Origin of the sequence: Flavobacterium pectinovorum (assembly GCF_900142715.1) — a bacterium.
Lineage (GTDB): Bacteria > Bacteroidota > Bacteroidia > Flavobacteriales > Flavobacteriaceae > Flavobacterium > Flavobacterium pectinovorum.
In genome coordinates this window covers 619,792-642,410 of the sequence record NZ_FRBX01000003.1, presented here as the reverse complement: position 1 = coordinate 642,410, position 22,619 = coordinate 619,792, and the positions used below count along the sequence as shown (strand labels likewise).

Below are 22,619 nucleotides of genomic sequence, written 5' to 3'. Positions count from 1 at the left end.
TTTACGATTGCAAAAGTACTGTTTATTCAATTTAGAAAGAATAAATATTAGATTTTTAGCAAAAAAAATCCGCAATTACAAAGTAGTTGCGGATTTTCTATTTAAGATGTAAATATTATTTAACCAGAACCCATTCGCCAGAAGCGATTAAAGATTCTGCTTTTTTAAATTTCATTTCTTCAGTTTTGCCTGTAGCAACTTCCTGAACTGTTACAGTATCATTACGGTTGATTTTTGGCATATCTCTAACAATCGTTTCTGTAACCTGACGTTGTTGTGTTTCTCCAGCTTCACGATTGATATCTTCGCTGTTAACAATTTCATCTTTACTTAATTTGAAATTTTCTTTTTGACGAACTTCTCTTGCTTCGTGAATTTCTGAAGTAACGTTTTGAGCTGGTAAATCACCTTTAAACAAGAATGAAATTACTTCTTTGTTAACGTTGTCCAACATTCCTCTAAACAAATTGAAAGCTTCTAATTTGTAAATAAGCAACGGATCTTTTTGTTCGTGAACGGCTAACTGAACAGATTGTTTCAATTCATCCATTTTGCGTAAATGTTTTTTCCAGGCCTCATCAACAATAGAAAGAGTGATGTTTTTCTCGAAATCAGCAATTAACTGAGCACCTTCACTTTCGTAAGCTTTTTTCAAGTCAGTTACTACATTTAAAGTTTTGATTCCGTCAGTGAATGGAACTACAATACGCTCAAAATGATTGTTTGGCTCTTCGTAAACTCCTCTAATGATAGGGAAAGCCTCTCTTGCACTTCTTTCTGTTTTTTCGGTGTAAAAAGCCAGAGCTTCTTTGTATACTTTTCCAGTAATTTCGACATCTGATAATTTCGTAAAATCAGCTTCAGAAATTGGAGAAGTGATTCCGAAATAACGAATCAAATCAAAATCAAAAGTTTTAAAATCGTTTGCTGCTTTATTGTTGCTTACGATTAATTCGCAAGTATCATAAAGCATATTGGCAATATCCAGTTTTAAACGCTCACCAAACAATGCATGACGACGACGTTTGTAAACTACTTCACGTTGCGAGTTCATAACGTCATCATATTCTAATAAACGTTTACGAACACCAAAGTTGTTTTCTTCTACTTTTTTCTGAGCACGCTCAATTGATTTGGTCATCATAGAATGCTGAATAACTTCACCTTCCTGTAATCCCATTCTATCCATTACTTTTGCAACTCTTTCAGAACCAAATAAACGCATTAAGTTATCTTCAAGAGAAACGTAAAATTGAGAACTTCCCGGATCTCCCTGACGTCCTGCACGACCACGTAACTGTCTGTCAACACGACGAGAATCATGACGTTCTGTACCCACGATTGCTAAACCTCCGGCAGCTTTTACTTCTGGAGACAATTTAATATCGGTACCACGACCAGCCATGTTTGTTGCAATAGTTACAACTCCGGCTTTACCAGCCTCTTCAACGATTTGTGCCTCTTGTTTGTGCATTTTAGCATTCAAAACGTTATGTGTAACGCCTCTCATTTTTAACATACGGCTTAATAATTCTGAAATCTCTACAGAAGTTGTACCAATTAAAACTGGTCTTCCTGCGTTTGATAATTCAGTTACATCTTCAATTACAGCGTTGAATTTTTCACGTGTAGTTTTGTAGATATAATCTTCTTTGTCTTGTCTTGACATCGGACGGTTGGTTGGAATTTCAACAACATCCAATTTATATATCTGCCATAACTCGCCAGCTTCTGTAACGGCTGTACCAGTCATACCACCCAATTTGCTGTACATTCTGAAATAATTCTGTAATGTAACAGTTGCAAAAGTTTGTGTAGCAGCTTCGATTTTTACATTTTCTTTAGCCTCAATCGCCTGGTGTAAACCGTCAGAATAACGACGACCATCCATGATACGACCTGTTTGCTCATCGACAATCATAATTTTGTTGTCCATGATTACATATTCTACATCTTTTTCAAAAAGAGCGTATGCTTTTAAAAGTTGAGTAAGAGTATGAATACGCTCGCTTTTTACTCCAAAATCCTGGAATAATCTTTCTCTTGCTTCTGCTTCCGCGTCTTTATCTAATTTTTGTTTTTCAATAGCAGCAATTTCAGTTCCGATATCCGGAAGTACGAAAAAGTCAGCATCAGTATCTCCAGAAAGGTATTGAATACCATTATCAGTCAATTCTACCTGATTGTTTTTTTCTTCAATTACAAAATACAAAGCTTCATCTACTTTGTGCATTTCGCGATTGTTATCCTGCATGTATTGGTTTTCGGTTTTTTGAAGCAATTGTTTGATTCCTTCTTCACTCAAAAATTTAATTAATGCTTTATTTTTAGGTAAACTTCTGTAAGCTCTCAATAATAAGAATCCACCTTCTTTAGTGTTTCCTTCTTTGATTAATTTTTTAGCTTCAGCTAAGAAACCATTTGCTAACTGACGTTGTTGTGCAACTAAGTTTTCGATTTTTGGTTTAAGTTCATTAAACTCATGACGATCTCCCTGCGGTACCGGTCCTGAAATAATAAGTGGCGTTCTTGCATCATCAATCAATACAGAATCGACCTCATCGACAATTGCGTAGTTATGTTTTCTTTGTACAAGATCGCTTGGCGAATGTGCCATGTTATCTCTTAAGTAGTCAAAACCAAATTCGTTGTTGGTTCCGTAAGTGATATCGGCGTCGTATGCTTTTTTTCTTTGTTCTGTACTTGGCTGGTGATTATCGATACAATCAACAGTTAAACCATGAAATTCAAATAAAGGTGCTTTCCATGTACTATCACGTTTTGCCAAATAATCATTCACAGTTACTAAGTGAACTCCGTTTCCGGTTAAAGCATTTAAATATAACGGAAGTGTAGCAACCAAAGTTTTACCTTCACCTGTTTGCATTTCGGCAACTTTACCTTCGTGTAAGACCATACCACCAATTAACTGAACATCATAATGAATCATGTCCCAGGTAATTTCTTTACCGGCAGCATTCCATTTATTAGCCCATGTTGCTTTGTCACCCTCAATAGTGATGTATGTTTTAGTAGCCGAAAGTTCGCGGTCTTTTGGAGTTGCAGTAACTTCAATAAAAGAATTGTCTTTAAAACGACGCGCTGTTTCTTTAACTACAGAAAATGCTTCAGGAAGAATTTCCAATAAAGTTTTTTCTGAAATTTCATAAGCTTCCTTTTCAAGAGCATCTATGGCATCATAAAGATCTTCTCTTTTGTCGATGTCTTCGATGTTTTCTACTTCTGCCTTAAGCGAAGCAATTTTAGCATCTTTATCCGCTCTGGCTTCTTTTATCTTTTCCTTAAAATATGCGGTTCTGGCTCTTAATTCGTCGTGAGACAAACTCATTAAACTAGTTTCGAATGTTTTAATTTTGTTTAAATAAGGTTGTAAAGCTTTGACATCTTTCTGTGATTTATCACCTACAAAGACTTTTATAATACTGTTTATGAAACTCATGATTTATTGTATTTCTATTATATGTAAATGTTGTATTTAGAACCAAAAAAAAAGCCTCTGTGATGAGACTTTTTCCTTTGGTTTATTTTTTAATATTCATCCTCATTCCAAAGATAATCTTCGTCTGTTGGATAATCAGGCCAAATTTCTTCCATTGATTCGTATATCTCACCTTCGTCCTCGATAGATTGAAGATTCTCTACTACTTCTAACGGAGCACCAGCTCTAATAGCGTAGTCAATAAGTTCGTCTTTGTTAGCAGGCCATGGCGCATCACTTAAATAAGATGCTAATTCTAATGTCCAATACATCTGTTATCTTGTTTAGTTTGTGCAAAAATAAATTTTTTACTGAAAAAGACAAGTAAATTTTGATTTATTTTAGTAAAATTTAAGAACGTCTCTTGTTAAATTCCAATATTTAAACTCCAAATTCCAAAAATATTCTTGAAATATCAGTATTTAAATTCCAAATTCCAATATTTGGAACTGTAATTTGTGATCTTAAAATTAAAAGAATTTTAAATTCTTTTAATTGGAATTTGGGATTTCAAAAATTGGAATTTTAAAAAAAAATTATTTTCTTGGTATCCACTTTACTTCATCCGCTTTTAAGTCAAACGACAACTTCCGTGCCAAGACAAAAAGGTAGTCAGAAAGTCGGTTTAAGTACATGATTGCGATTTCTGGAACGTGTTCATTATGGCTTAAATGGACTGCCAAACGCTCTGCACGACGGCATATGCAGCGTGCTATATGACAATGTGACACGGTTGGATGTCCACCCGGTAAAACAAAATGAGTCATTTGTGGAAGACTTTCTTCCATTTTATCAATTTCATTTTCTAATAATTCAATATCAGTATCAATTATTCCAAGGTTTTTTAATCGAAGTTCTCCATTCTTTAAAACCTCTTTTTCTTGAGGAGTTGCCAAAATAGCACCAACTGTAAAAAGTCGATCCTGGATTTCGATTAAAATATCTTTATAATGCTTGTCTATTTCCTGATCACGAATGAGACCTATATAAGAGTTTAATTCATCAACGGTTCCATAACTATCAATTCTGATATGATCTTTAGGAACACGAGTACCTCCAAAAAGAGCTGTTGTTCCTTTATCTCCTGTTTTTGTATATACTTTCATTTTTTTGATTTTAGATTTCTGATTTTAGATTTTAGATTTTAGATTACAGCATTCAATCTGAAATCTAAAATCTACAATCTAAAATTACCTTGTTGTGTCGCTTTCAATTAAACCATCACGTAAACGGATTACACGGTGTGCATAAGCAGCAATATCTTCTTCGTGCGTTACCAGAATTACGGTGTTTCCCTGTGCGTGAATGTCGCCAAAAAGCTTCATAATTTCTACAGAAGTTTTACTGTCTAAGTTTCCGGTTGGCTCATCGGCTAATATAATAGAAGGTTTGTTGACCAAAGCGCGGGCAATGGCAACACGCTGACGTTGTCCTCCGGAAAGCTGATTAGGCTGATGATCCATCCTGTCAGCTAGATTTACTTGTTTCAACACTTCTTGAGCTCGTACAGTACGTTCTGACTTTGAATGTCCGGCGTATATCATTGGCAAAGCAACATTGTCTAAAGCCGTAGTTCTTGGTAAAAGATTGAAAGTCTGAAATACAAATCCAATTTCTTTATTTCGAATTCCGGCCAGTTCATCATCTTTCATTTTGCTTACATCTTTTCCGTTCAAAACATAATGTCCCGAAGTTGGAGTGTCCAAACAACCTAATAAATTCATTAAGGTTGATTTTCCGGATCCTGATGGTCCCATTAAAGCTACATATTCTCCTTTATTAATCTCTAAATTAATTCCTTTCAAAACATAAACGATTTCATTACCAAGTACAAAATTTCGTTTAATGTCTGTTATTTTAATTAATGGATTTGCCATTTCGTTTTACAATTTTGGATTTAAAAGTACAAAACACTTTTCAATAATATAATAAGTAGTGTTTAATTGATTTTTGTTACAAGATTAAAACTGGTAAAATGACTAATAAGCTTACTTAATTATTATTTATTTATTAAAAAGTATAAACCAATACAAGAAAATGTTGTTATATGATTTTAGATTGTTTTTATATAATTATCATATTTTTCATTTTATATTAAATTATTTTTATTTTAAGTATTAATTTTTTAGTAATTATGTATAATAATTCGAATATTTAACTATATTTGTTGTAATAACTTTTAAAATCAAAATTATGAAAAATATACAAATTGTATCAGGAATTGCATTAATTGCACTAGGTTTTGCGTCATGTAAAGATGAAAAACAGGAACAGGCTAAAAAAACAATCGACTCATATGTAACATATGTAGATTCAGTAAAGAATGTGGCGGCAGATGATTTAAAAGCCGATTGGAAAGATGTTGAAGCTGAATACAACAGAAGAGCAGAAAATGCACAATTGGCTCTTGCAGATATTAAAGACAATGCAGCAGAGACCGAAAGAATAAATGCCAGCAAAATGAAATATGAAGAATTCAAAACCGGAATGGCAGCAACTCTCGCACCTCCTGTAAGTGCAAAACAACAATTACGTAATGCGTTGTTTGGTGAAGGAAAAATTGGTGATGATATGAGTTTTGCCTGGGTAAATGCTCAAAATATTCATAGTGTATATCAACAATTTGTACATACTGTAGAAGACAATAAAGACAGTTATTCTCGTGAAGACTGGGATGAAATTAAATTGATGTATGAAGCGCTTGACAGCCGTAAAAATACCGTTGAAAAAGAAGGACTTTCATCTGAAGATAACAGAAAAATTGCCGGTTTAAAAATAAAATTTGCCCCAATGTATACTGTTAACAGAATGGGAGCCAAATCAGAAGAAACAGCAGCAGCTAAAAAATAGGTTATTAGTTTAAATTCGATTTGAAAAATGGCAATCAGAAATGGTTGCCATTTTTTTATGTCTATTTTTTTGAGAGTTATAATAAAAATTTACTTTAGCTATTTAAATACTGAAAATGGAATTTTTATTTACTATGAACCCTTTTTTTTATGCACTTATTGTAATCTTCGTTACGATATTGCTTTTTCGACTTTGTTACTTTTTTGAGAACTTTTCTACATTTAAAATTTCGAATTTACTTGCTATTTTTGCTTTATTATTTATTGGTGTTTTTTTATTCTTCAAAGCTTTGAAAGAAACTTATTCTGTTATAAAAATAAAAGAGAATTATGGCTTAACACAAGGAAAAATTACTTATTATAAATCTGGAAGAGGACGAAAAGTTAAGGGACAAGTTGATTATGATTATGTTGTCAATAATATATTAATATCGAACGTTGTTGAAGAGAATGATTTTGTAGATATTCCGGATAAAAAACCTGATACGACCATAAATTATTTAATTATTTATGAACAGAAAAGACCTCAAAATAGTTTTCTATTATTTAATTATCCTGTGGTAGAATCTGATGATATCCTGGAATATCAGGAATTATTTAAAAAAGGAATACCTGATGACGTTTTTGTTAATTAACCCGAATTACAAAATGTTCTTTCTTTTGTTCTCTTCTAAAGAAAACAAATCCCCACTGAAAAGTATCAATGGTTACAATTACTTTTGGATGATTTTTTATAATTTCCCAGGCTTCTTCCATTTCTTCCGACCAGTGAATGTCATCAAATATCCAAACAGAATCATTGTCTATTGTTGGTAATAAAAGATCAAAATAGGCTAAAGTTGCTTTTTTAGAATGATTACCGTCGAAGTATATTAGATTGTAGATTGTAGATTGTAGATTTTCAGAAATTAAAAAAGATTCAAATTCTGAAATAATATTTTCTACATTTTTACAATCAAATTGATTTAATTGATTTTTGGCCACATTTGATGTTTGAGGACAGCCTTCCAGAGTAATAACGTTTGCTTTTGTGTTGCCTAAAGCCAAAGCAGAAGTCGCTAATCCTAAAGAAGTTCCTATTTCAAGAATATTTTTTGGCTGAAAATAATGGGTTACTCTAAATAATAATTCAGCTCTTTTTGGAGAAATTCCGGCAGTCGAAGCAATTTTAGAAATCTGTCTTTTATTCGATTTAAAAACTCTTGAACCAGCACCAAAATCTGTAACTTCTATGAAATTTTTATTTCGAAGAAGAGATTTTCTGTAGTTTTTTAAAATAGAATATTCTGGTTTTGACTTTTTATCATAAAAACATTTCGTCAATAAATTAAATACAAACGGCGAATGAACAGCATGTTCATTTTTAGAGTTCCAAAGGAATTTGATGTATGATTTTATGATGTGCAACATGATTTATTTCACAAAGGTTCACAAAGAAAAGAGAAGATTCACAAAGAAAAAATAAAGTTTAGTGTAACTCTGTGTTTTTCTTTGTGCATCTCTGTGGAATAATCTTATCCCTCAATTTTAGCTGATAATTCAAACCAGCGTTCTTCTTTCTGATCTATTTTATTAATGATATTTTGTAATTCGTTTGCTTTTTTCTCGATATCGGCGTCAGCTACCTTACCATCAGAGAATAATTGTTCGATTTTAGTTTTTTCGATTTCTAAATCTTTAATTTCTCTTTCCAGTTTTTGATATTCTTTTTGTTCGTTGAAAGTTAAATTTCCTGTTGGATTATTTTGTTTCCAATCTTTCTTTTCAGCTTTGTTTTCTTCTTTTTGAGCAACATCAGCACTATCTTCATAAGCTCTAAAATCAGAATAGTTTCCTGGAAAACTTTCAATTTCGCCATTACCTCTAAAAACAAATAAATGATCGACAATCTTATCCATGAAATAACGGTCGTGCGAAACTACCAATAAACAGCCCGGATAATCTAAAAGAAAACTCTCCAAAACGTTTAGCGTCACAATATCCAAATCGTTTGTAGGCTCATCAAGAATTAAAAAGTTTGGATTCTGAATTAAAACCGTACACAAATACAAACGTTTTAATTCTCCTCCACTTAATTTTTCGACAAAATCGTATTGTTTTTTAGCATCAAAAAGAAAACGCTCCAACAATTGTGAAGCCGAAATCATTCTGCCTTTTGCAAGCGGAATAAATTCTCCGTATTCTTTAATAATATCAATAACGCGCTGATTTGGTTTCGGGTTGATTCCGCTTTGCGTATAATAGCCCACTTTTATAGTTTCGCCTTTTACAACTCTTCCGCTGTCAAGAGGGATTGTTCCGGTAAGAAGATTTAAAAAAGTAGATTTTCCGGTTCCGTTTTTACCAATAATTCCGATACGTTCTCCACGCTGAAAATCGAAACTAAAATTGTCCAGAATAACGTGATCTTTGAATTTTTTTGAAATTTTGTGAAGCTCGATAATCTTGCTTCCCATACGTTCCATATTAATTTCAAGTTCGACTTTATTTTCAAGACGACGACTTTGTGCTTTTTCTTTAATTAAATAAAAATCATCCTGACGCGATTTTGATTTTGTCGTTCTCGCTTTTGGCTGACGACGCATCCATTCTAATTCTTTTACAAATAAGTTTTTAGCTTTGTCTACACTTGCATTTTCAGAAGCAATTCGTTCTTCTTTTTTTTCTAAATAATAAGAGTAATTTCCTTTATATTGATAAAGTTTTCCATTATCCAATTCAATGATTTCATTACAAACGCGCTCTAAAAAGAAACGGTCGTGTGTAACCATAAACAACGTAATGTTTTCTTTTGCAAAATAACTTTCAAGCCATTCGATCATTTCAAGATCTAAGTGGTTGGTTGGCTCATCCAGAATCAATAAATCCGGACGATTAATTAAGATAATCGCCAATGAAAGACGTTTTTTTTGTCCACCCGAAAGATTTTTTACTTTAAGTTTAAAATCTTCCAGTTTTAATTTGAATAGAATTTGCTTGTATTGCGTTTCAAAATCCCATGCATTATGCTGATCCATTCCGTCAAAAGCTTTCTGATATGCTTCTTCGTCGTCTGGGTTTTCAAGCGCTTTTTCGTAAGCTTCAATTATTTTCAAAGTTTCATTATCTGAAGCAAAAATGCTTTCTTCGATCGTCAGTTCTTCCTGTAAATTATTATCCTGAGAAAGAAATGCCATTCTAATTCCTTTTCTCAAAACAACTTGTCCCGTATCTGGTTCGTCCAAACCATTAATAATACTCATAATAGTTGTTTTTCCAGAACCATTTTTGGCAATAAAAGCTATTTTTTGGTCTTTATTAATACCAAATGAGATGTTGTCAAATAAGGTTCTTTCACCAAAAGACTTCGAGATATTTTCGACAGATAAGTAATTCACTTTGTAAAATATGAGTTATAAATTATAAGTTCTGAATGTTTTACAAAACGGAACTTTTTTGCAAAAGTAAGTTATTATATCTCGATTTGCGAATTATTTATGGAGATAGGAATTCAATATTGGACTTAAGTCAAAATAATGAATTTGCTGCGGCGTATTTAGAACAGGTTTTCGAATCAAAGATTCGTTTGTTAAGTAATAATGTAAACCATCTTTTGTGGTAATTCCTTCGATTTGATGAAAAGATAGTTGAAGTTCAATTTTTCTCTTATTACCAGATAGAAAATCATATAATAAGTATAAAAAAGATTTTCCCATTTTTGAATATCCGCAAAGCGCAATCAATTTTTTATCTTCTATATACGTCGCTCCGGTCACTAATCCTTTAATATCGAGACTATCTTTGAATTGTGCAATATAATTTCCTGATTGTTTTGGTAAAACATAAATACTGGTTTTTGTAGATTCCCATTGTTTGGTAAACAAGTAAATACTGTCTTTTGAAACGATAAAAGCTTCACAATCAAAATTTGTTGTGTTATGTTTTTTTAAACTGAAATCACTTTGGTCTGAATATCTAAATGAAATAGTTTCGATAATTGGAGTTTCTTCTAAAAATGATTTTTTTTCTATTTTTAGAATATGTAAATCAGTTCGGTTTCCGGAATAATTATTACCAAAATCACCAATATATAGATATGAGCTGTCTTGTGATATTTCTTCCCAGTCATGATTTACAACTTTGTCTAAAACAACTTTTTTTTGAATTTTTCCTAAAGAATCTAATCCGTAAATCGTTTTGTCATGGTCATCATTATGCGTCCATAATAAATTATCGAAAGCAATTATTCCTGATGTTTCCCTTATCGAATCGCTTAGTCTAATAGAGTATTGAGATCGTATTTTTAGACTTTTATACAAACAACTTCCGTCATTTTCTACAGCCATGGGATTGTAATTCTTGGAAAAAGAGTCCATACATCCGATAATTTGACCGTTTGTCGATGTAAAAATCAAAAATAAATAGAATGTTAATGTTTTCATTACTAGGTTTCTACTTTTTATTTTAAATATAAATGTAAAATAATTATAATTTTTTTATTTTTTTTCAGTTTGTAAGAATACGATGTTTTTTATTTATAGTGTATTTTTTTTTAGGTAAAATTATGATAAATAAAAATATTACGTTTTTATTATGTCAAAATAAGGCATTTCCTTCATTTTGATTTTTTGTAGCAATTTTCATGTGTTATTTTTGCAAGAAAATAATGCGTATATTAGTCATAGAATTGAATTATTTATTTGATTTTTAATAAATTGACATCTATATATTTAAAGATTGTCTTTGTTTTTTGTGTCTTCTTACAATTTCTAACTCATTCTAAAATGTGAGTTGGAATAGCGAAGCTGTACAAACAGGTTATGTGTAAATAAAATTCTATTAACTAAAAAAATGTAAAATTATGAAAGTAGGAATCACCTTTAGTGCTTTTGATTTATTGCATGCCGGTCACATTAAAATGCTGGAAGAAGCTAAACAGCAATGTGACTATTTGATTGTAGGTTTGCAGACGGATCCAACGTTGGATCGCCCGGAAAAGAATCGTCCAACACAAACAGTTGTTGAGAGATATATACAGCTAAAAGGTTGTAAATTTGTAGATGAAATAGTTCCCTACGCAACCGAACAAGATTTAAATGACATCTTAACATCCTTTAAAATTGATGTCAGAATTTTAGGTGATGAGTACAAAGAAAAGGATTTTACCGGACGTACTTATTGCGAAGAAAAAGGGATAGAATTATTCTATAATGTACGGGATCATCGTTTTTCTAGTAGTGGCTTGCGAAAGGAAGTGGCTTTTAGAGAATTATCAATAGCTAAATAATTTTTGAAATAGACGAATGAATAAAAACACGAAAATTTATATTGCAGGCCATAAAGGTATGGTCGGAAGTGCCATCTGGAGAACTTTATCAGAAAATGGATTTAGTAATTTAATTGGTGCTTCGAGTAAAGAATTAGATCTTAGAAATCAACAAGCAGTTCGCGATTTCATTAAAAAAGAAAATCCTGAAGTTATTATTGATGCTGCGGCACGTGTTGGCGGAATTTTGGCAAACAATGATTTTCCATATCAATTTATTATGGAGAATATGCAAATTCAGAATAACTTAATTGACTCTGCATTACAAAATGACGTTGATAAATTTATTTTTCTGGGCAGTTCTTGTATTTATCCAAAATTAGCTCCACAACCATTAAAGGAAGAATACCTACTTACAGATACTCTTGAGCCAACAAATGAGTGGTATGCTATTGCGAAAATTACAGGGGTAAAAACATGTCAGGCTATTAGAAATCAATTCGGGAAGGATTATGTAAGTCTTATGCCCACAAATTTATATGGAACATATGATAACTTTGATTTAAACACTTCTCACGTTTTGCCTGCCATGATAAGGAAATTTCATGAAGCAAAAGAAAATAATCACGCACCGGTAACCCTTTGGGGAAGTGGTTTACCAATGCGTGAATTTTTATTTGTAGACGATATGGCCAAGGCAGTAGTTTTTGCCTTAGAAAATAAATTACCGGATTATTTATATAATGTTGGAACAGGCGAAGATTTGACAATTAAAGAATTAGCAGAAATAATTCAGGAAATTACAGGTCATAAAGGAGAAATTATTTGGGACTCAACCAAACCAGACGGAACCCCAAGAAAATTAATGGATGTTTCTAAAATGCATGAATTGGGATGGAAACATCAAGTTGATTTAAAAGAAGGAATTCAAAAGACTTACAACTGGTTTTTAGAAAACACAGAAAATTTTAAACAAGTAAAGTTGAAGTAAGGAATTTGGGAGAATAAAGTATCATGTGCTTAGGACTCTCAATTCATAATTATAACTCATAATCATAAATTATAACTCAAATCTATGAGCACACAAAAAGTAGCACTTATAACAGGGATCACTGGTCAGGACGGATCATATTTAGCTGAATTATTATTAGAAAAAGGATATCAGGTACACGGTGTTAAACGACGTGCCTCTTCTTTTAATACACAAAGAATTGATCATATTTATCAGGATCAGCATGAGGTACATGTTAATTTTAAATTGCATTATGGAGATTTGACCGATTCAACTAATATTATTAGAATAATTCAGGAAGTACAGCCTGATGAAATTTATAATTTAGGAGCAATGTCGCATGTTAAGGTATCTTTTGATTCTCCTGAATATGTGGCTAATGTAGATGGAATAGGTACATTAAGAATATTAGAAGCAGTAAGAATTTTGGGATTATGCGAAAAAACCAGAATTTATCAGGCATCCACTTCTGAACTTTATGGAGGGATGACAGAAAATAAAAATGAAAAGGGATTTTATGATGAAAACTCACCATTCTATCCTCGTTCTCCATATGGTGCAGCTAAGATTTATGGTTTTTGGATTACTAAAAATTACCGTGAGGCCTATAACATGTTTGCTTGTAACGGTATTTTGTTTAATCATGAGTCTCCAAGACGTGGTGAAACTTTTGTTACACGTAAAATCACCATGGCAACGGCTGCTATTGCAAAAGGGAAACAAGAATGTCTTTACCTTGGAAACCTAAATTCACAAAGAGATTGGGGACATGCAAAAGATTATGTCGAAGCAATGTGGAGAATTTTACAACAAGAGGTAGCAGAAGATTATGTAATAGCCACAGGTGTAACAACATATATAAGAGATTTTGTTATCATGGCTTTTGCAGAAGTTGGAATAGAACTGGATTTTGAAGGAGAAAATGAAAGCGAAGTAGCTAAAATAGCAGCCTGTAACAATCCTTTATATCAACTAGAAAAAGGTAAAGTAGTAGTACGTGTAGATCCGGAGTATTATCGACCTACAGAAGTGGATCTTTTAATTGGAGATCCTACTAAATCTAAAACTCAATTAGGCTGGGAGCCCAAATATGATTTAGCTGCTTTAGTTAAAGAGATGATAGAGTGTGATTTGAAGTTGTATTAAAGAAAGGTTATAAAACTATATAAAAGCTAAAATTGAGAAAAATAATTAATAAAGTTCATGAAAAGGTTGGTTTGAAAAGTGACCGTACTATTAATATTGCGAAGCATATAAGTTGGTCATTTTTTTTTAAGATAGGATCTATAATTGCAAATTTTATTTTAGTGCCATTAACTATCAATTATTTGGATTCTGAAAATTATGGAGTCTGGTTAACATTAAGTTCTTTTATTTCATGGTTTTCTTTTTTTGATATTGGTTTGGGAAATGGATTAAGAAACAAGTTTGCCGAAGCAAAAGCATTGGGTGATTATAAGAAGGCTCAATCTTTTGTTAGTTCTGCATATTTTACAATTTCTAGTATTAGTGTGATTTTACTGTTGATTTTCTTGTTTTTGAATTTTTTTATAGATTGGACATCTGTATTTAATACAAGGGCTAGTTTAAAACAAGATTTGAGAATTCTTTTACCAGTTATTTTTACTTTTTTTACTTTACAATTAATTGTAAAATTAATAATAACTATTTATCAAGCAGATCAACATCATTCTATTGATACTAAAGTACAATTTTTAGGACAAGTATTGTCTTTATTAGCTATATGGGGACTTACAAAAACAGATAACAGTTCGTTACTTATTTTTGGTAGTATATTTTCAGGAATACCGGTAATTCTTTTAGTAATTTTAAACTTTTTCGCATTTAATAGAAGGTATAAAGATTTTAAGCCAAAATTTAATTTATGGAAAAAAAGTTATCTGCATGAAATAACGGGATTGGGTTTTAAATTTTTTATTATTCAAATAGCTGCCATGGTATTATTTTCTACTGATAATTTTATTATTATTAGATTATTTGGTCCTGAAGAAGTTGTTCCTTATAATATAGCATTTAAGTATTTCTCCATTGTTACAATTGTTTATGGTCTACTTATAACACCTTTTTGGTCATCTTTTACTGAAGCATATGCGAATAAAGATTATGAGTGGATAAAGAGATCAGTAAGTAACATTCAAAAGATATGGTTTTTAATTCCTATAAGCCTTATTATAATGGTTTTTATATCAAACTGGTTCTATAGCTGGTGGGTTGGAGATAAGGTTATAATTCCAATTCAGCTTTCTTTATCAATTGCATTTTATGTTGCTTTGATGACTTATAATATGATTTATGTTAATTTTATTAATGGGGTCGGAAAAATTAAATTGCAAATTATTACATCTGTTATTTCAATGATAATAAACATACCTCTAAGTATTTTGTTTGGAAAATATCTAGGTTGGGGATCCACTGGGGTTGTGTTAGCAACTTGTTTTTCTTTAGGTTATTCTGTAATTCTTAGACCAATTCAATATCATAAATTAATTAATAACACCGCTACGGGAATTTGGAACAAATGATTAAAAATTTAATTTTTTTTAAAACGTATTTTAAGGCATATCTAATCACTAATTTAAGATCTGCAAGGAAAAAACAACAAAAAGAGTATAATGATATTGGTATACTTAATCCAAGTATAGGTACTTCAAATCTTGGGGATTTAATCATATATGATAGTGTATATAAAAAATTAAGGTCTGTTTATCCTGATGACCTATTTACTAATTTCCCAACTCAATTACATACTTCATATGATGCTATGGATTTAATGAGAGAAAAAGATTTGCTATTTGTATCAGGAACTAATTTATTGTCTTCAAATTTAGAAGTACGTCATCAATGGAAAATACACAGATCTCACAAGAAGTTTTTAAAAAACAAAGTTGTTTTGATGGGGTGTGGATGGTGGCAATATCAAGGCAATATAAATGGATATACAAAAAGTATTTATAAGACTATATTAAATAAGGATGTTTTACATTCTGTAAGAGACCAATATACATTCGAAAAATTGAAAAGTATTGGAATAGATAATGTTGTCAATACCAGCTGTCCTACTTTGTGGGGATTAACTCCTGAAAAGTGTAAGCTTGTTCCTGTTAGTAAAGGAGAAGAAGTTATAACGACATTAACATTTTACCATAAAAATGCAGATTTAGATTTTAAAATGCTTAAAATTTTATCAGAAAACTACTCAAAAGTATATTTGTGGATACAAGGGTTGAGCGATTTAAACTATTATGATGAAATAAGAGGAGATTTAAATAATATTGAATTAATTCCACCCACAATCGAAGCTTTTGATGAAATGTTAAATAAATCAAATGTTGATTATATAGGTACACGTTTACATGCGGGCGTAAGAGCATTGCAAAAAAATGTAAGAACTTTAATTTTAGCTGTAGATAATAGAGCTATTGAAATAGGTAAAGACGTAAATTTAAATGTAATAAAGAGAGAAGACGTTAATGACTGTATTTCTTTTATCGAGAATGATTACGTTACAGATATAAAATTGCCACAAGATAATATCGATAAATGGCTAAAGGCTATAAAGTTAAAATAAGATATGAAAGTTCTTTGGTTTACAAATACAGCATCTAAATATGATCATGGCAAACATTCTTATAATGGAGGTGGTTGGATAGAGTCTCTTGAAGAGTTATTGAACAAGGAAGAAAATATTGAATTGGCAATTTCTTTTTTTCATAACGAAGGTAATGAGAAAATGAAAAGAGATAAAACAACCTATTATCCTATTTTTGTAAAACCATCCAGAAAAGCACCAATTAGGAAAGTTATTAATGGACTCTGTGGAAATTTAGAAGTAGATGAAATAATTATTCCAAAATTACTAGAGGTAGTTGAGGATTTCAAACCGGATCTTATTCAAATTTTTGGTACTGAGGGTGTGTTTGCTAAAATTCAAGGATATACTAATATACCTGTAGTTATTCATATTCAAGGGCTAATAAATCCATATTTGAATACTTATTTCCCTCCAAATAATTCCCGAATTAATTTTCTTTTTAGTAGGTACTTTTTTTTACAAAATCTTATAGGCAGTGGTGTATATAGTTCATTCCTACGTTTCCAGAATCAAGCAAAAAGAGAAAAAGAACATTTATCAATAGCTAAATATCTTATGGGGAGAACTACTTGGGATCAATCTGTTTCCCAAATATTTGCTCCATCTGCCAATTATTTTCATATTGAAGAAGTATTAAGACCTTTATTTTATGATAATGCTAAAACGAAATATGAATTACATGAAACGATAATTATTGTTTCAACTCTATCTGCAACCGTTTATAAAGGAATTGATATTGTGTTGAAAAGTGCTGAACAATTAAAAAAACAAACCAATATTAAATTTATTTGGAATATAGTAGGGCTAAGTGAAGATAATCCATTAGTTAAATATTTTTCTAATGAATTAAAAATAAACCCTAAAAATGTTAACATTAACTTTTTAGGTAAAAAAAGTTCAGAGAATTTATGCTCATTGTTAATCGATTCTGATTTATTTGTACATCCATCTTATATTGATAATAGCCCTAATAGTGTTTGTGAGGCTCAAATATTAGGCATTCCTATTATCGCTTGTAATGTTGGTGGACTTTCTACGATAGTGGCACATAATGAAACCGGAATTCTAATACCAGCTAATGGGGTTTTTGAACTGGTTAGTGAGATAATTAATTATAATCAATCTCCTACCCGCTATTTCGAAATGGGGATTAAAGCTAGGATTAAAGCTTTAGAAAGACATGATAAGGAAAAAATAGTTGAGAGTTTAATGGAAACTTATATAAAAATACTTAAGTGATCATAAGAAAAATTATCAAACTTGCTGTTATTTTCTCAATAATTCCAAGCTTATATAATAGTATTTATCCAGGAAGAATTGCTATTGCGTCAATTTTATGTTCATATCCTATATTTGTTGGAATAATATATATAATTAATAGATTATATGTATCAAGGGTTAGTATTGCAAGGAAATTTGATGGAATAAATTACGTTTATCTTTTTATAATTTATAATTTAATTGTTCTACTAAGAGGGTTGTTAGATGCACAATCCATCGAAGATTGGAAGTCTATGTTTTCTAATGTATTACCGTTATATTTAGTTACACATTTTTCTCTATATATAGCATTATATCCTTCATTTGTAATAGATACAATTAGAACTTTTTTGACTTATGGTTTGCTTTTGTGTCTTTTGATTTATGTTATTGAGCCAGAATTATCAATAAATTTCATCAAATCACTTTCCCCGATTTATTTTATTGTACTAATAATACCTTATTTAGATAAAAAAAACAGCATTTTTATTATCACCGTTGCCGCTGTTTTCTTTTTTAGCGTATTTACGAACCGTGCAAATATGTTAAACATTATTATTGTATTTGTAATTGTATCAACTTTTATATGGAGAAAAAAGAAATGGATTTTTGCAACAATAAAAACGTTAAGGCTCGCACTATTAGCACTTCCACCTGTTTTTTTAATTTTAGGTTTGTCAGGTATTTTTAATGTTTTTTTAATAGGTGAAAGTTTAAGTTGGGTTGTAGTTGATGAAAAAAAAGAAAGTCAAGATTTATTAATTGATTCGAGAACAGCAATATATAATGATGTTTTTGGAGAATTAGAAAGACAGGATTCATTTTTATTTGGTCTTGGAGCATCAGGAAAAACGAAGACTTCACTCACAGATATTTCATATGCCGATTTTGATGTTATTTATAAAGAAGGAAGAAGGGGAACTGAATCTGGTATGTTAAATTACATACAATGGGGTGGAATTATTGGAGGATTACTATATTTTTTACTTTTTATAAAGGCTTCCTATTTAGGTGTATACAAATCTAAAAACTGGTTTTGTGTAATGATTGGGCTTTGGGTGGCATTTAAGGGGATGTTTTCTTTTATTGAAGATCGTAATTTTTTTTCAATAAGCACAATTTTTATTTTTTTAGCTATAAGTGTTTGTATGAGCAAAAGATTTAGATCGCTCACAGATTATGAAATTAAATCCATATGTAATAAACATTTAAAAATTATTTAAAAAGTAAAAATTCTCCACATAATTCGAAAACTAGGTTAGAATAACTTAATAGAGTCTTTTTGTTTTTCGAGTTTCAAATTTCACCTTAATAAAACAAAAATCGATAATTTAACTTTGTATAGAGTTAAGAAGATTATAATAAAAAAGTTTTATATTTTTTTGAAATTAAAATAATAGTGTTAATGTATTTAGTAAAAATAATAAGAATTCCTTTTTATATTTTTCGTTTAGTTCGTGATATTATATTCTGTATAATCAAAATTGGGAAGTGGGATAAATCATGGAGATTTCATGATTTGCCTTTGATTCAAAAGTTTGATAAATCAGAAATAATTATAGGAAAGAATTTCATAGCATGCAGTAATCCTAAAAACAATAGTATTGGTGTATTTCAAAAGGTAATTATTAAAACATGTAAACCCAATGCAATTATACAAATTGGCAACCATGTTGGTGTTTCAGGTGCTACTATTTCCTCTGACTCAGCAATAACAATTGGTAACCACGTTTTAATAGGTAGTGGGGTATTAATAACAGATAGTGATGCTCATGGTATAAATCCAAAATTCCGAAATGATAAAAGTAAAATAATGTCTTTACCAATAGTAATAGAAGACAATGTTTTTATTGGTGCCAGAGCTATTATCTTAAAAGGAGTTACAATAGGAACAGGTGCTTTAATTGGTGCAGGTTCAGTTGTTTCTAAAGACGTTGAGGCTTTTGCAATAGTTGCTGGTAATCCTGCAAAAAAAATTGGAGATGTCAGAGATGAAAAATATCAATAAAATTTATTTCTTACAATGAATAGAATAGCTGTATTATTAACCTGTTTTAACAGAAAACAAAAAACAATAAATTGTTTAACCCATCTTTTTAAACTAAAAAGTGATTTAGATGTATATCTAGTTGATGATGGTTCAACGGATGGGACAAGTAAAGCTGTATTAAATGAATTTCCACAGGTAAATTTGATTAACGGATCAGGGAATTTATTTTGGAATAAAGGAATGAATTTGGCTTGGGAACACGCATCTAAAAAAGATTATGATTTCTATTTATGGCTTAATGATGATATTATTATATACGAAAACTGTTTTGATGAGCTTTTTTCCTGTACTGAATTGACAGAAAACAAAGCTATCATATCTGGAATAATTGAAACTTCAGATAAAAAAAATATTTTATATGGAGGATATGATTCTAATAAGAACCTAATTAAACCAAATGGGCAGTTAAATTCTGTTAGAAACATGAATGGTAATGTAGTAATTGTTCCTAAAGAAGTTTATAAAGTTTTAGGAAATTTAGATATTCATTATCATCATGATTTAGGTGATGTAGATTATGGATTGCGTGCCCAAAATAATGGCATTGGTGTTTTTACTACAAGAGTAGCTATTGCAAGCGGTGAAAAAAATGACATTTGCAGAGTAAGGCAAAATAATACTACGATTTCCAAACGATTCAAAAAATTATATTCCCCTTTGGGAGCAAATCCTAAAATTATATTTTATTATAGAAATAAATATTTTGGTTTTATAAATGCTGTATGCTATTTCGCTTTTTTGCATTTTATAAATATTATTCCGGACAAGCTGAATAAATTAATTTTTGGAAATCGTTACATATAGTTCATTAAAATAAGCCATGAATACAACAAAAATTCTTCGTGTCATTTCATCAATGCATCCAAGTAATGGAGGGCCTTGCCAAGGGATTCGTAATGCTATACCTTATTTTCAAAAAGCAGGAATAACAACCGAAGTAGTTTGTATGGATGATGAGAATAGTCATTATTCTATTACAGATAATTTTACTATTTATAAGGTAGGAAATGGAAAAACATCTTATCAGTATCAGCCGGAATTATTAAAATGGTTAAAAAATAATATCTTAAATTATGATTCTATAATTGTACATGGCCTTTGGCAGTATCATAATTTTGCAGTATACAAGACAATAGAATTACTGAAGAAACAAAATCTAAAAATTCCAAAAGTAATTATTATGCCTCATGGTATGTTAGATCCTTATTTCCAAAAAGCAACAGACAGAAAATGGAAGGCTTTGCGAAATAACTTAGTTTGGACATTAATAGAAAAAAAGTGTATTAATCAGGCTGATGCCATTTTTTATACTTGTGAGGAAGAAATGCGATTAGCGGCTACCACTTTTAAAAGCTATAAACCTAAAAAAGTTTCTAATGTTGGATATGGTATTCAGATGCCTCCTGAAAACAAAGACATCTTGAGAGATGATTTTTATAAAATTTATCCGGAAATTAAGAATAAAAGATATTTGCTTTTTTTGAGTCGTATACACGAAAAAAAAGGGGTTGATTTATTGATAAATGCTTACAATGAATTGTTTCAGAAAAATAAAGATTTACCTGATTTAGTTATTGCCGGACCTACGACTTCTGAATATGCTCAGCAAATGATAAAGTTAGCTTCACATAACCCAAAAATTCATTTTTCAGGAATGCTGACCGGGAATGCAAAATGGGGCGCATTTTATAATTGTGAAGCTTATTTATTACCAAGTCATCAGGAAAATTTTGGGATTGCTATTGTTGAAGCTATGGCGTGCAAAAAGCCGGTTTTAATAACAAAAAATGTAAACATCTGGAATGAGATTAATGAAGGCGGGGGAGGATGGATAGTCAATCTGGAAGAGAAAAGGGAGTTGGAAAATAATCTTTCAGAAATAATTAAGAATTCTGAAGAGGATTTTGCAGCGAAAGGATATAAGGCTTTTGAAACGTATAAAAATAAATTTGATATTGAAACTTGTGCAAATAAATTTATTCAAACCTTAAAGAACGTTTAATGGAAATTCCTAAATATATCGATACAATTCCTAAATCTGATAAGATTTATAGATTGCTTTGGCGTATTACATCATTGTTTTTATTTAAACCTTTTTCTTTACCTATTTTCAACGGTTGGAGAATTTTTTTATTGAAAATTTTTGGAGCCAAAATTGGAAATCATTGTGTTATTCATGCTTCAATAGAGCTGCCATCTCCTAAAAATTTGACATTGGGGTCATATTCAGCATTAGCTCCACAAGTTAAGTTGCATTTTGGAAAGACTATTATAGGGAACAAGGTTACTGTTTCTCAAAGAACATATTTATGTAGTGCTACACATGAAACAACATCAATAAATACTCCTTTTGTTTCAGGCACAATTGTTATAAAAGATTTTGCATGGATTGCAGCCGAAGCATTTATAATGTCAAATGTTACAATTGGTGAAGGGGCAATTGTAGGGGCTAGAGCTGCTGTTTTTAAAGATGTCGATGATTGGACGATAGTCGGAGGTAATCCTGCTAAATTTATTAAAAAAAGAATTATCTATGACAATCAATGATTATATTCCTGTACAAACAACACCTTTTGATAAGAAAACAAAAATCAAAATTCATCTTTGGAGATTGATCAATAGAACAATATTTAGAGTTTTTCCTAATCAAATCAAAAAGCCAAGAATTATTCTATTACGTTTATTTGGAGCTCAATTAGCAGAAACAGTAAATATTAATAGAAAATCAAATATAGAATTGCCATGGAATTTGACAATGGGGCATCAGTCCAGTTTAGGGGACAACTCTTGGATATATTGTTTGAATAAAATACAAATAGGTGAAAAATGTTGTATTGGTAAAGATGTATACTTAATTACAGGTAGCCATTCTATAGAATCTCCAGATTTTAATATGGTAACAAAACCTATAATTATCAATGATGGATGTTGGGTAGCAACAGGAAGTTATATTCTTGCTGGTGTAACGTTAGGAAGGTTTTCTGTAATAGGGGCAAAATCAATTGTTTTTAAAAATACAGAAGAGTTCGACGTTGTAGCTGGAAATCCAGCCAGATTTATAAAAAAAAGAGAATTTAAAAATATAACATAA

The 22,619-nt window shown here is 30.7% G+C and carries 21 protein-coding genes; 14 read left to right on the top strand and 7 right to left on the bottom strand.

Features of this window, described 5'->3' with window-relative positions; genetic code table 11:
• Positions 1 to 115: 115 nt before the first annotated feature.
• From secA to BUE22_RS13385, 4 genes are all read right to left on the bottom strand, one after another.
• Positions 116 to 3,460: a preprotein translocase subunit SecA gene (gene secA, locus BUE22_RS13400; RefSeq protein ID WP_042565187.1), complete on the bottom strand. Its 3,345-nt coding sequence runs from the start codon at positions 3,458 to 3,460 to the stop codon at positions 116 to 118.
• Between the two features lie 89 nt (positions 3,461 to 3,549).
• Complete coding sequence (locus tag BUE22_RS13395; protein WP_007138072.1) at positions 3,550 to 3,771, bottom strand: DUF2795 domain-containing protein; 222 nt, start codon at positions 3,769 to 3,771, stop codon at positions 3,550 to 3,552.
• Positions 3,772 to 4,035: 264 nt separating this feature from the next.
• Complete coding sequence (locus BUE22_RS13390) at positions 4,036 to 4,605, bottom strand: cob(I)yrinic acid a,c-diamide adenosyltransferase (protein WP_042565188.1); 570 nt, start codon at positions 4,603 to 4,605, stop codon at positions 4,036 to 4,038.
• Between the two features lie 84 nt (positions 4,606 to 4,689).
• Positions 4,690 to 5,376 (bottom strand): ABC transporter ATP-binding protein, encoded by a 687-nt coding sequence (locus BUE22_RS13385; protein ID WP_073395441.1) that lies wholly within the window; start codon positions 5,374 to 5,376, stop codon positions 4,690 to 4,692.
• A 316-nt stretch (positions 5,377 to 5,692) separates the two neighbouring features.
• On the opposite strand from BUE22_RS13385, the gene BUE22_RS13380 reads away from it, so the two are divergent.
• Positions 5,693 to 6,349 carry a DUF6565 domain-containing protein gene (locus BUE22_RS13380; protein WP_042565190.1) on the top strand — a complete coding sequence of 219 codons (657 nt, stop codon included), beginning with the start codon at positions 5,693 to 5,695 and terminating at the stop codon, positions 6,347 to 6,349.
• 115 nt (positions 6,350 to 6,464) lie between these two features.
• The gene (locus BUE22_RS13375; protein ID WP_073395440.1) at positions 6,465 to 6,983 is read left to right on the top strand and encodes a hypothetical protein; all 519 of its coding nucleotides are present in this window, start codon (positions 6,465 to 6,467) and stop codon (positions 6,981 to 6,983) included.
• Here BUE22_RS13375 and BUE22_RS13370 read toward each other — a convergent pair.
• From BUE22_RS13370 to BUE22_RS13360, 3 genes are all read right to left on the bottom strand, one after another.
• Positions 6,976 to 7,758 carry an O-methyltransferase gene (locus BUE22_RS13370; RefSeq protein ID WP_073395439.1) on the bottom strand — a complete coding sequence of 261 codons (783 nt, stop codon included), beginning with the start codon at positions 7,756 to 7,758 and terminating at the stop codon, positions 6,976 to 6,978. The two genes, BUE22_RS13375 and BUE22_RS13370, sit on opposite strands and share 8 nt — an antisense overlap.
• Positions 7,759 to 7,862: 104 nt before the next feature.
• Positions 7,863 to 9,725 carry an ABC-F family ATP-binding cassette domain-containing protein gene (locus BUE22_RS13365; RefSeq protein ID WP_042565192.1) on the bottom strand — a complete coding sequence of 621 codons (1,863 nt, stop codon included), beginning with the start codon at positions 9,723 to 9,725 and terminating at the stop codon, positions 7,863 to 7,865.
• A gap of 93 nt (positions 9,726 to 9,818) precedes the next feature.
• Positions 9,819 to 10,769, bottom strand: a complete 951-nt coding sequence (locus BUE22_RS13360; RefSeq protein WP_073395438.1) for a hypothetical protein — start codon at positions 10,767 to 10,769, stop codon at positions 9,819 to 9,821.
• 419 nt (positions 10,770 to 11,188) lie between these two features.
• On the opposite strand from BUE22_RS13360, the gene BUE22_RS13355 reads away from it, so the two are divergent.
• The 12 genes from BUE22_RS13355 (at position 11,189) to BUE22_RS13300 (ending at position 22,619) form a co-directional block, all read left to right on the top strand.
• A complete protein-coding gene (locus tag BUE22_RS13355; RefSeq protein ID WP_042565194.1) occupies positions 11,189 to 11,614 on the top strand; it encodes an adenylyltransferase/cytidyltransferase family protein in 426 nt (141 codons plus the stop codon).
• A gap of 16 nt (positions 11,615 to 11,630) precedes the next feature.
• On the top strand, positions 11,631 to 12,584 hold the full coding sequence (locus BUE22_RS13350; RefSeq protein ID WP_073395437.1) for a GDP-L-fucose synthase family protein: 954 nt from the start codon (positions 11,631 to 11,633) through the stop codon (positions 12,582 to 12,584).
• 84 nt (positions 12,585 to 12,668) lie between these two features.
• A complete protein-coding gene (gene gmd, locus BUE22_RS13345) occupies positions 12,669 to 13,751 on the top strand; it encodes a GDP-mannose 4,6-dehydratase (protein WP_073395436.1) in 1,083 nt (360 codons plus the stop codon).
• Positions 13,752 to 13,783: 32 nt separating this feature from the next.
• Complete coding sequence (locus tag BUE22_RS13340) at positions 13,784 to 15,148, top strand: lipopolysaccharide biosynthesis protein (protein WP_073395435.1); 1,365 nt, start codon at positions 13,784 to 13,786, stop codon at positions 15,146 to 15,148.
• A complete protein-coding gene (locus BUE22_RS13335; RefSeq protein ID WP_084540259.1) occupies positions 15,145 to 16,194 on the top strand; it encodes a polysaccharide pyruvyl transferase family protein in 1,050 nt (349 codons plus the stop codon). Before BUE22_RS13340 ends, BUE22_RS13335 begins: the two co-directional genes overlap by 4 nt.
• A gap of 3 nt (positions 16,195 to 16,197) precedes the next feature.
• Positions 16,198 to 17,457 (top strand): glycosyltransferase family 4 protein, encoded by a 1,260-nt coding sequence (locus BUE22_RS13330; protein ID WP_073395434.1) that lies wholly within the window; start codon positions 16,198 to 16,200, stop codon positions 17,455 to 17,457.
• The gene (locus BUE22_RS13325; RefSeq protein WP_124020532.1) at positions 17,454 to 18,701 is read left to right on the top strand and encodes a hypothetical protein; all 1,248 of its coding nucleotides are present in this window, start codon (positions 17,454 to 17,456) and stop codon (positions 18,699 to 18,701) included. The genes BUE22_RS13330 and BUE22_RS13325 overlap by 4 nt, the downstream gene beginning before the upstream one ends.
• Positions 18,702 to 18,883: 182 nt before the next feature.
• Entirely contained in the window at positions 18,884 to 19,486 is a 603-nt protein-coding gene (locus BUE22_RS13320) for an acyltransferase (protein WP_073395432.1), read from the top strand.
• Positions 19,487 to 19,501: 15 nt separating this feature from the next.
• Positions 19,502 to 20,332, top strand: coding sequence for a glycosyltransferase family 2 protein (locus BUE22_RS13315; protein WP_073395431.1), 831 nt, complete (start codon positions 19,502 to 19,504; stop codon positions 20,330 to 20,332).
• A gap of 16 nt (positions 20,333 to 20,348) precedes the next feature.
• Positions 20,349 to 21,530, top strand: a complete 1,182-nt coding sequence (locus tag BUE22_RS13310) for a glycosyltransferase (protein ID WP_073395430.1) — start codon at positions 20,349 to 20,351, stop codon at positions 21,528 to 21,530.
• Complete coding sequence (locus BUE22_RS13305) at positions 21,530 to 22,075, top strand: LbetaH domain-containing protein (RefSeq protein WP_073395429.1); 546 nt, start codon at positions 21,530 to 21,532, stop codon at positions 22,073 to 22,075. Before BUE22_RS13310 ends, BUE22_RS13305 begins: the two co-directional genes overlap by 1 nt.
• A complete protein-coding gene (locus tag BUE22_RS13300; RefSeq protein ID WP_073395428.1) occupies positions 22,062 to 22,619 on the top strand; it encodes an LbetaH domain-containing protein in 558 nt (185 codons plus the stop codon). Before BUE22_RS13305 ends, BUE22_RS13300 begins: the two co-directional genes overlap by 14 nt.

What these genes read in the sequence shown, in the direction of transcription:
- secA (WP_042565187.1), bottom strand. Translation starts at nt 3,460, where the DNA reads ATGAGTTTCATAAACAGTATTATAAAAGTCTTTGTAGGTGATAAATCA.
- BUE22_RS13395 (WP_007138072.1), bottom strand. Translation starts at nt 3,771, where the DNA reads ATGTATTGGACATTAGAATTAGCATCTTATTTAAGTGATGCGCCATGG.
- BUE22_RS13390 (WP_042565188.1), bottom strand. Translation starts at nt 4,605, where the DNA reads ATGAAAGTATATACAAAAACAGGAGATAAAGGAACAACAGCTCTTTTT.
- BUE22_RS13385 (WP_073395441.1), bottom strand. Translation starts at nt 5,376, where the DNA reads ATGGCAAATCCATTAATTAAAATAACAGACATTAAACGAAATTTTGTA.
- BUE22_RS13380 (WP_042565190.1), top strand. Translation starts at nt 5,693, where the DNA reads ATGAAAAATATACAAATTGTATCAGGAATTGCATTAATTGCACTAGGT.
- BUE22_RS13375 (WP_073395440.1), top strand. Translation starts at nt 6,465, where the DNA reads ATGGAATTTTTATTTACTATGAACCCTTTTTTTTATGCACTTATTGTA.
- BUE22_RS13370 (WP_073395439.1), bottom strand. Translation starts at nt 7,758, where the DNA reads ATGTTGCACATCATAAAATCATACATCAAATTCCTTTGGAACTCTAAA.
- BUE22_RS13360 (WP_073395438.1), bottom strand. Translation starts at nt 10,769, where the DNA reads ATGAAAACATTAACATTCTATTTATTTTTGATTTTTACATCGACAAAC.
- BUE22_RS13355 (WP_042565194.1), top strand. Translation starts at nt 11,189, where the DNA reads ATGAAAGTAGGAATCACCTTTAGTGCTTTTGATTTATTGCATGCCGGT.
- BUE22_RS13350 (WP_073395437.1), top strand. Translation starts at nt 11,631, where the DNA reads ATGAATAAAAACACGAAAATTTATATTGCAGGCCATAAAGGTATGGTC.
- gmd (WP_073395436.1), top strand. Translation starts at nt 12,669, where the DNA reads ATGAGCACACAAAAAGTAGCACTTATAACAGGGATCACTGGTCAGGAC.
- BUE22_RS13335 (WP_084540259.1), top strand. Translation starts at nt 15,145, where the DNA reads ATGATTAAAAATTTAATTTTTTTTAAAACGTATTTTAAGGCATATCTA.
- BUE22_RS13330 (WP_073395434.1), top strand. Translation starts at nt 16,198, where the DNA reads ATGAAAGTTCTTTGGTTTACAAATACAGCATCTAAATATGATCATGGC.
- BUE22_RS13320 (WP_073395432.1), top strand. Translation starts at nt 18,884, where the DNA reads ATGTATTTAGTAAAAATAATAAGAATTCCTTTTTATATTTTTCGTTTA.
- BUE22_RS13315 (WP_073395431.1), top strand. Translation starts at nt 19,502, where the DNA reads ATGAATAGAATAGCTGTATTATTAACCTGTTTTAACAGAAAACAAAAA.
- BUE22_RS13310 (WP_073395430.1), top strand. Translation starts at nt 20,349, where the DNA reads ATGAATACAACAAAAATTCTTCGTGTCATTTCATCAATGCATCCAAGT.
- BUE22_RS13305 (WP_073395429.1), top strand. Translation starts at nt 21,530, where the DNA reads ATGGAAATTCCTAAATATATCGATACAATTCCTAAATCTGATAAGATT.
- BUE22_RS13300 (WP_073395428.1), top strand. Translation starts at nt 22,062, where the DNA reads ATGACAATCAATGATTATATTCCTGTACAAACAACACCTTTTGATAAG.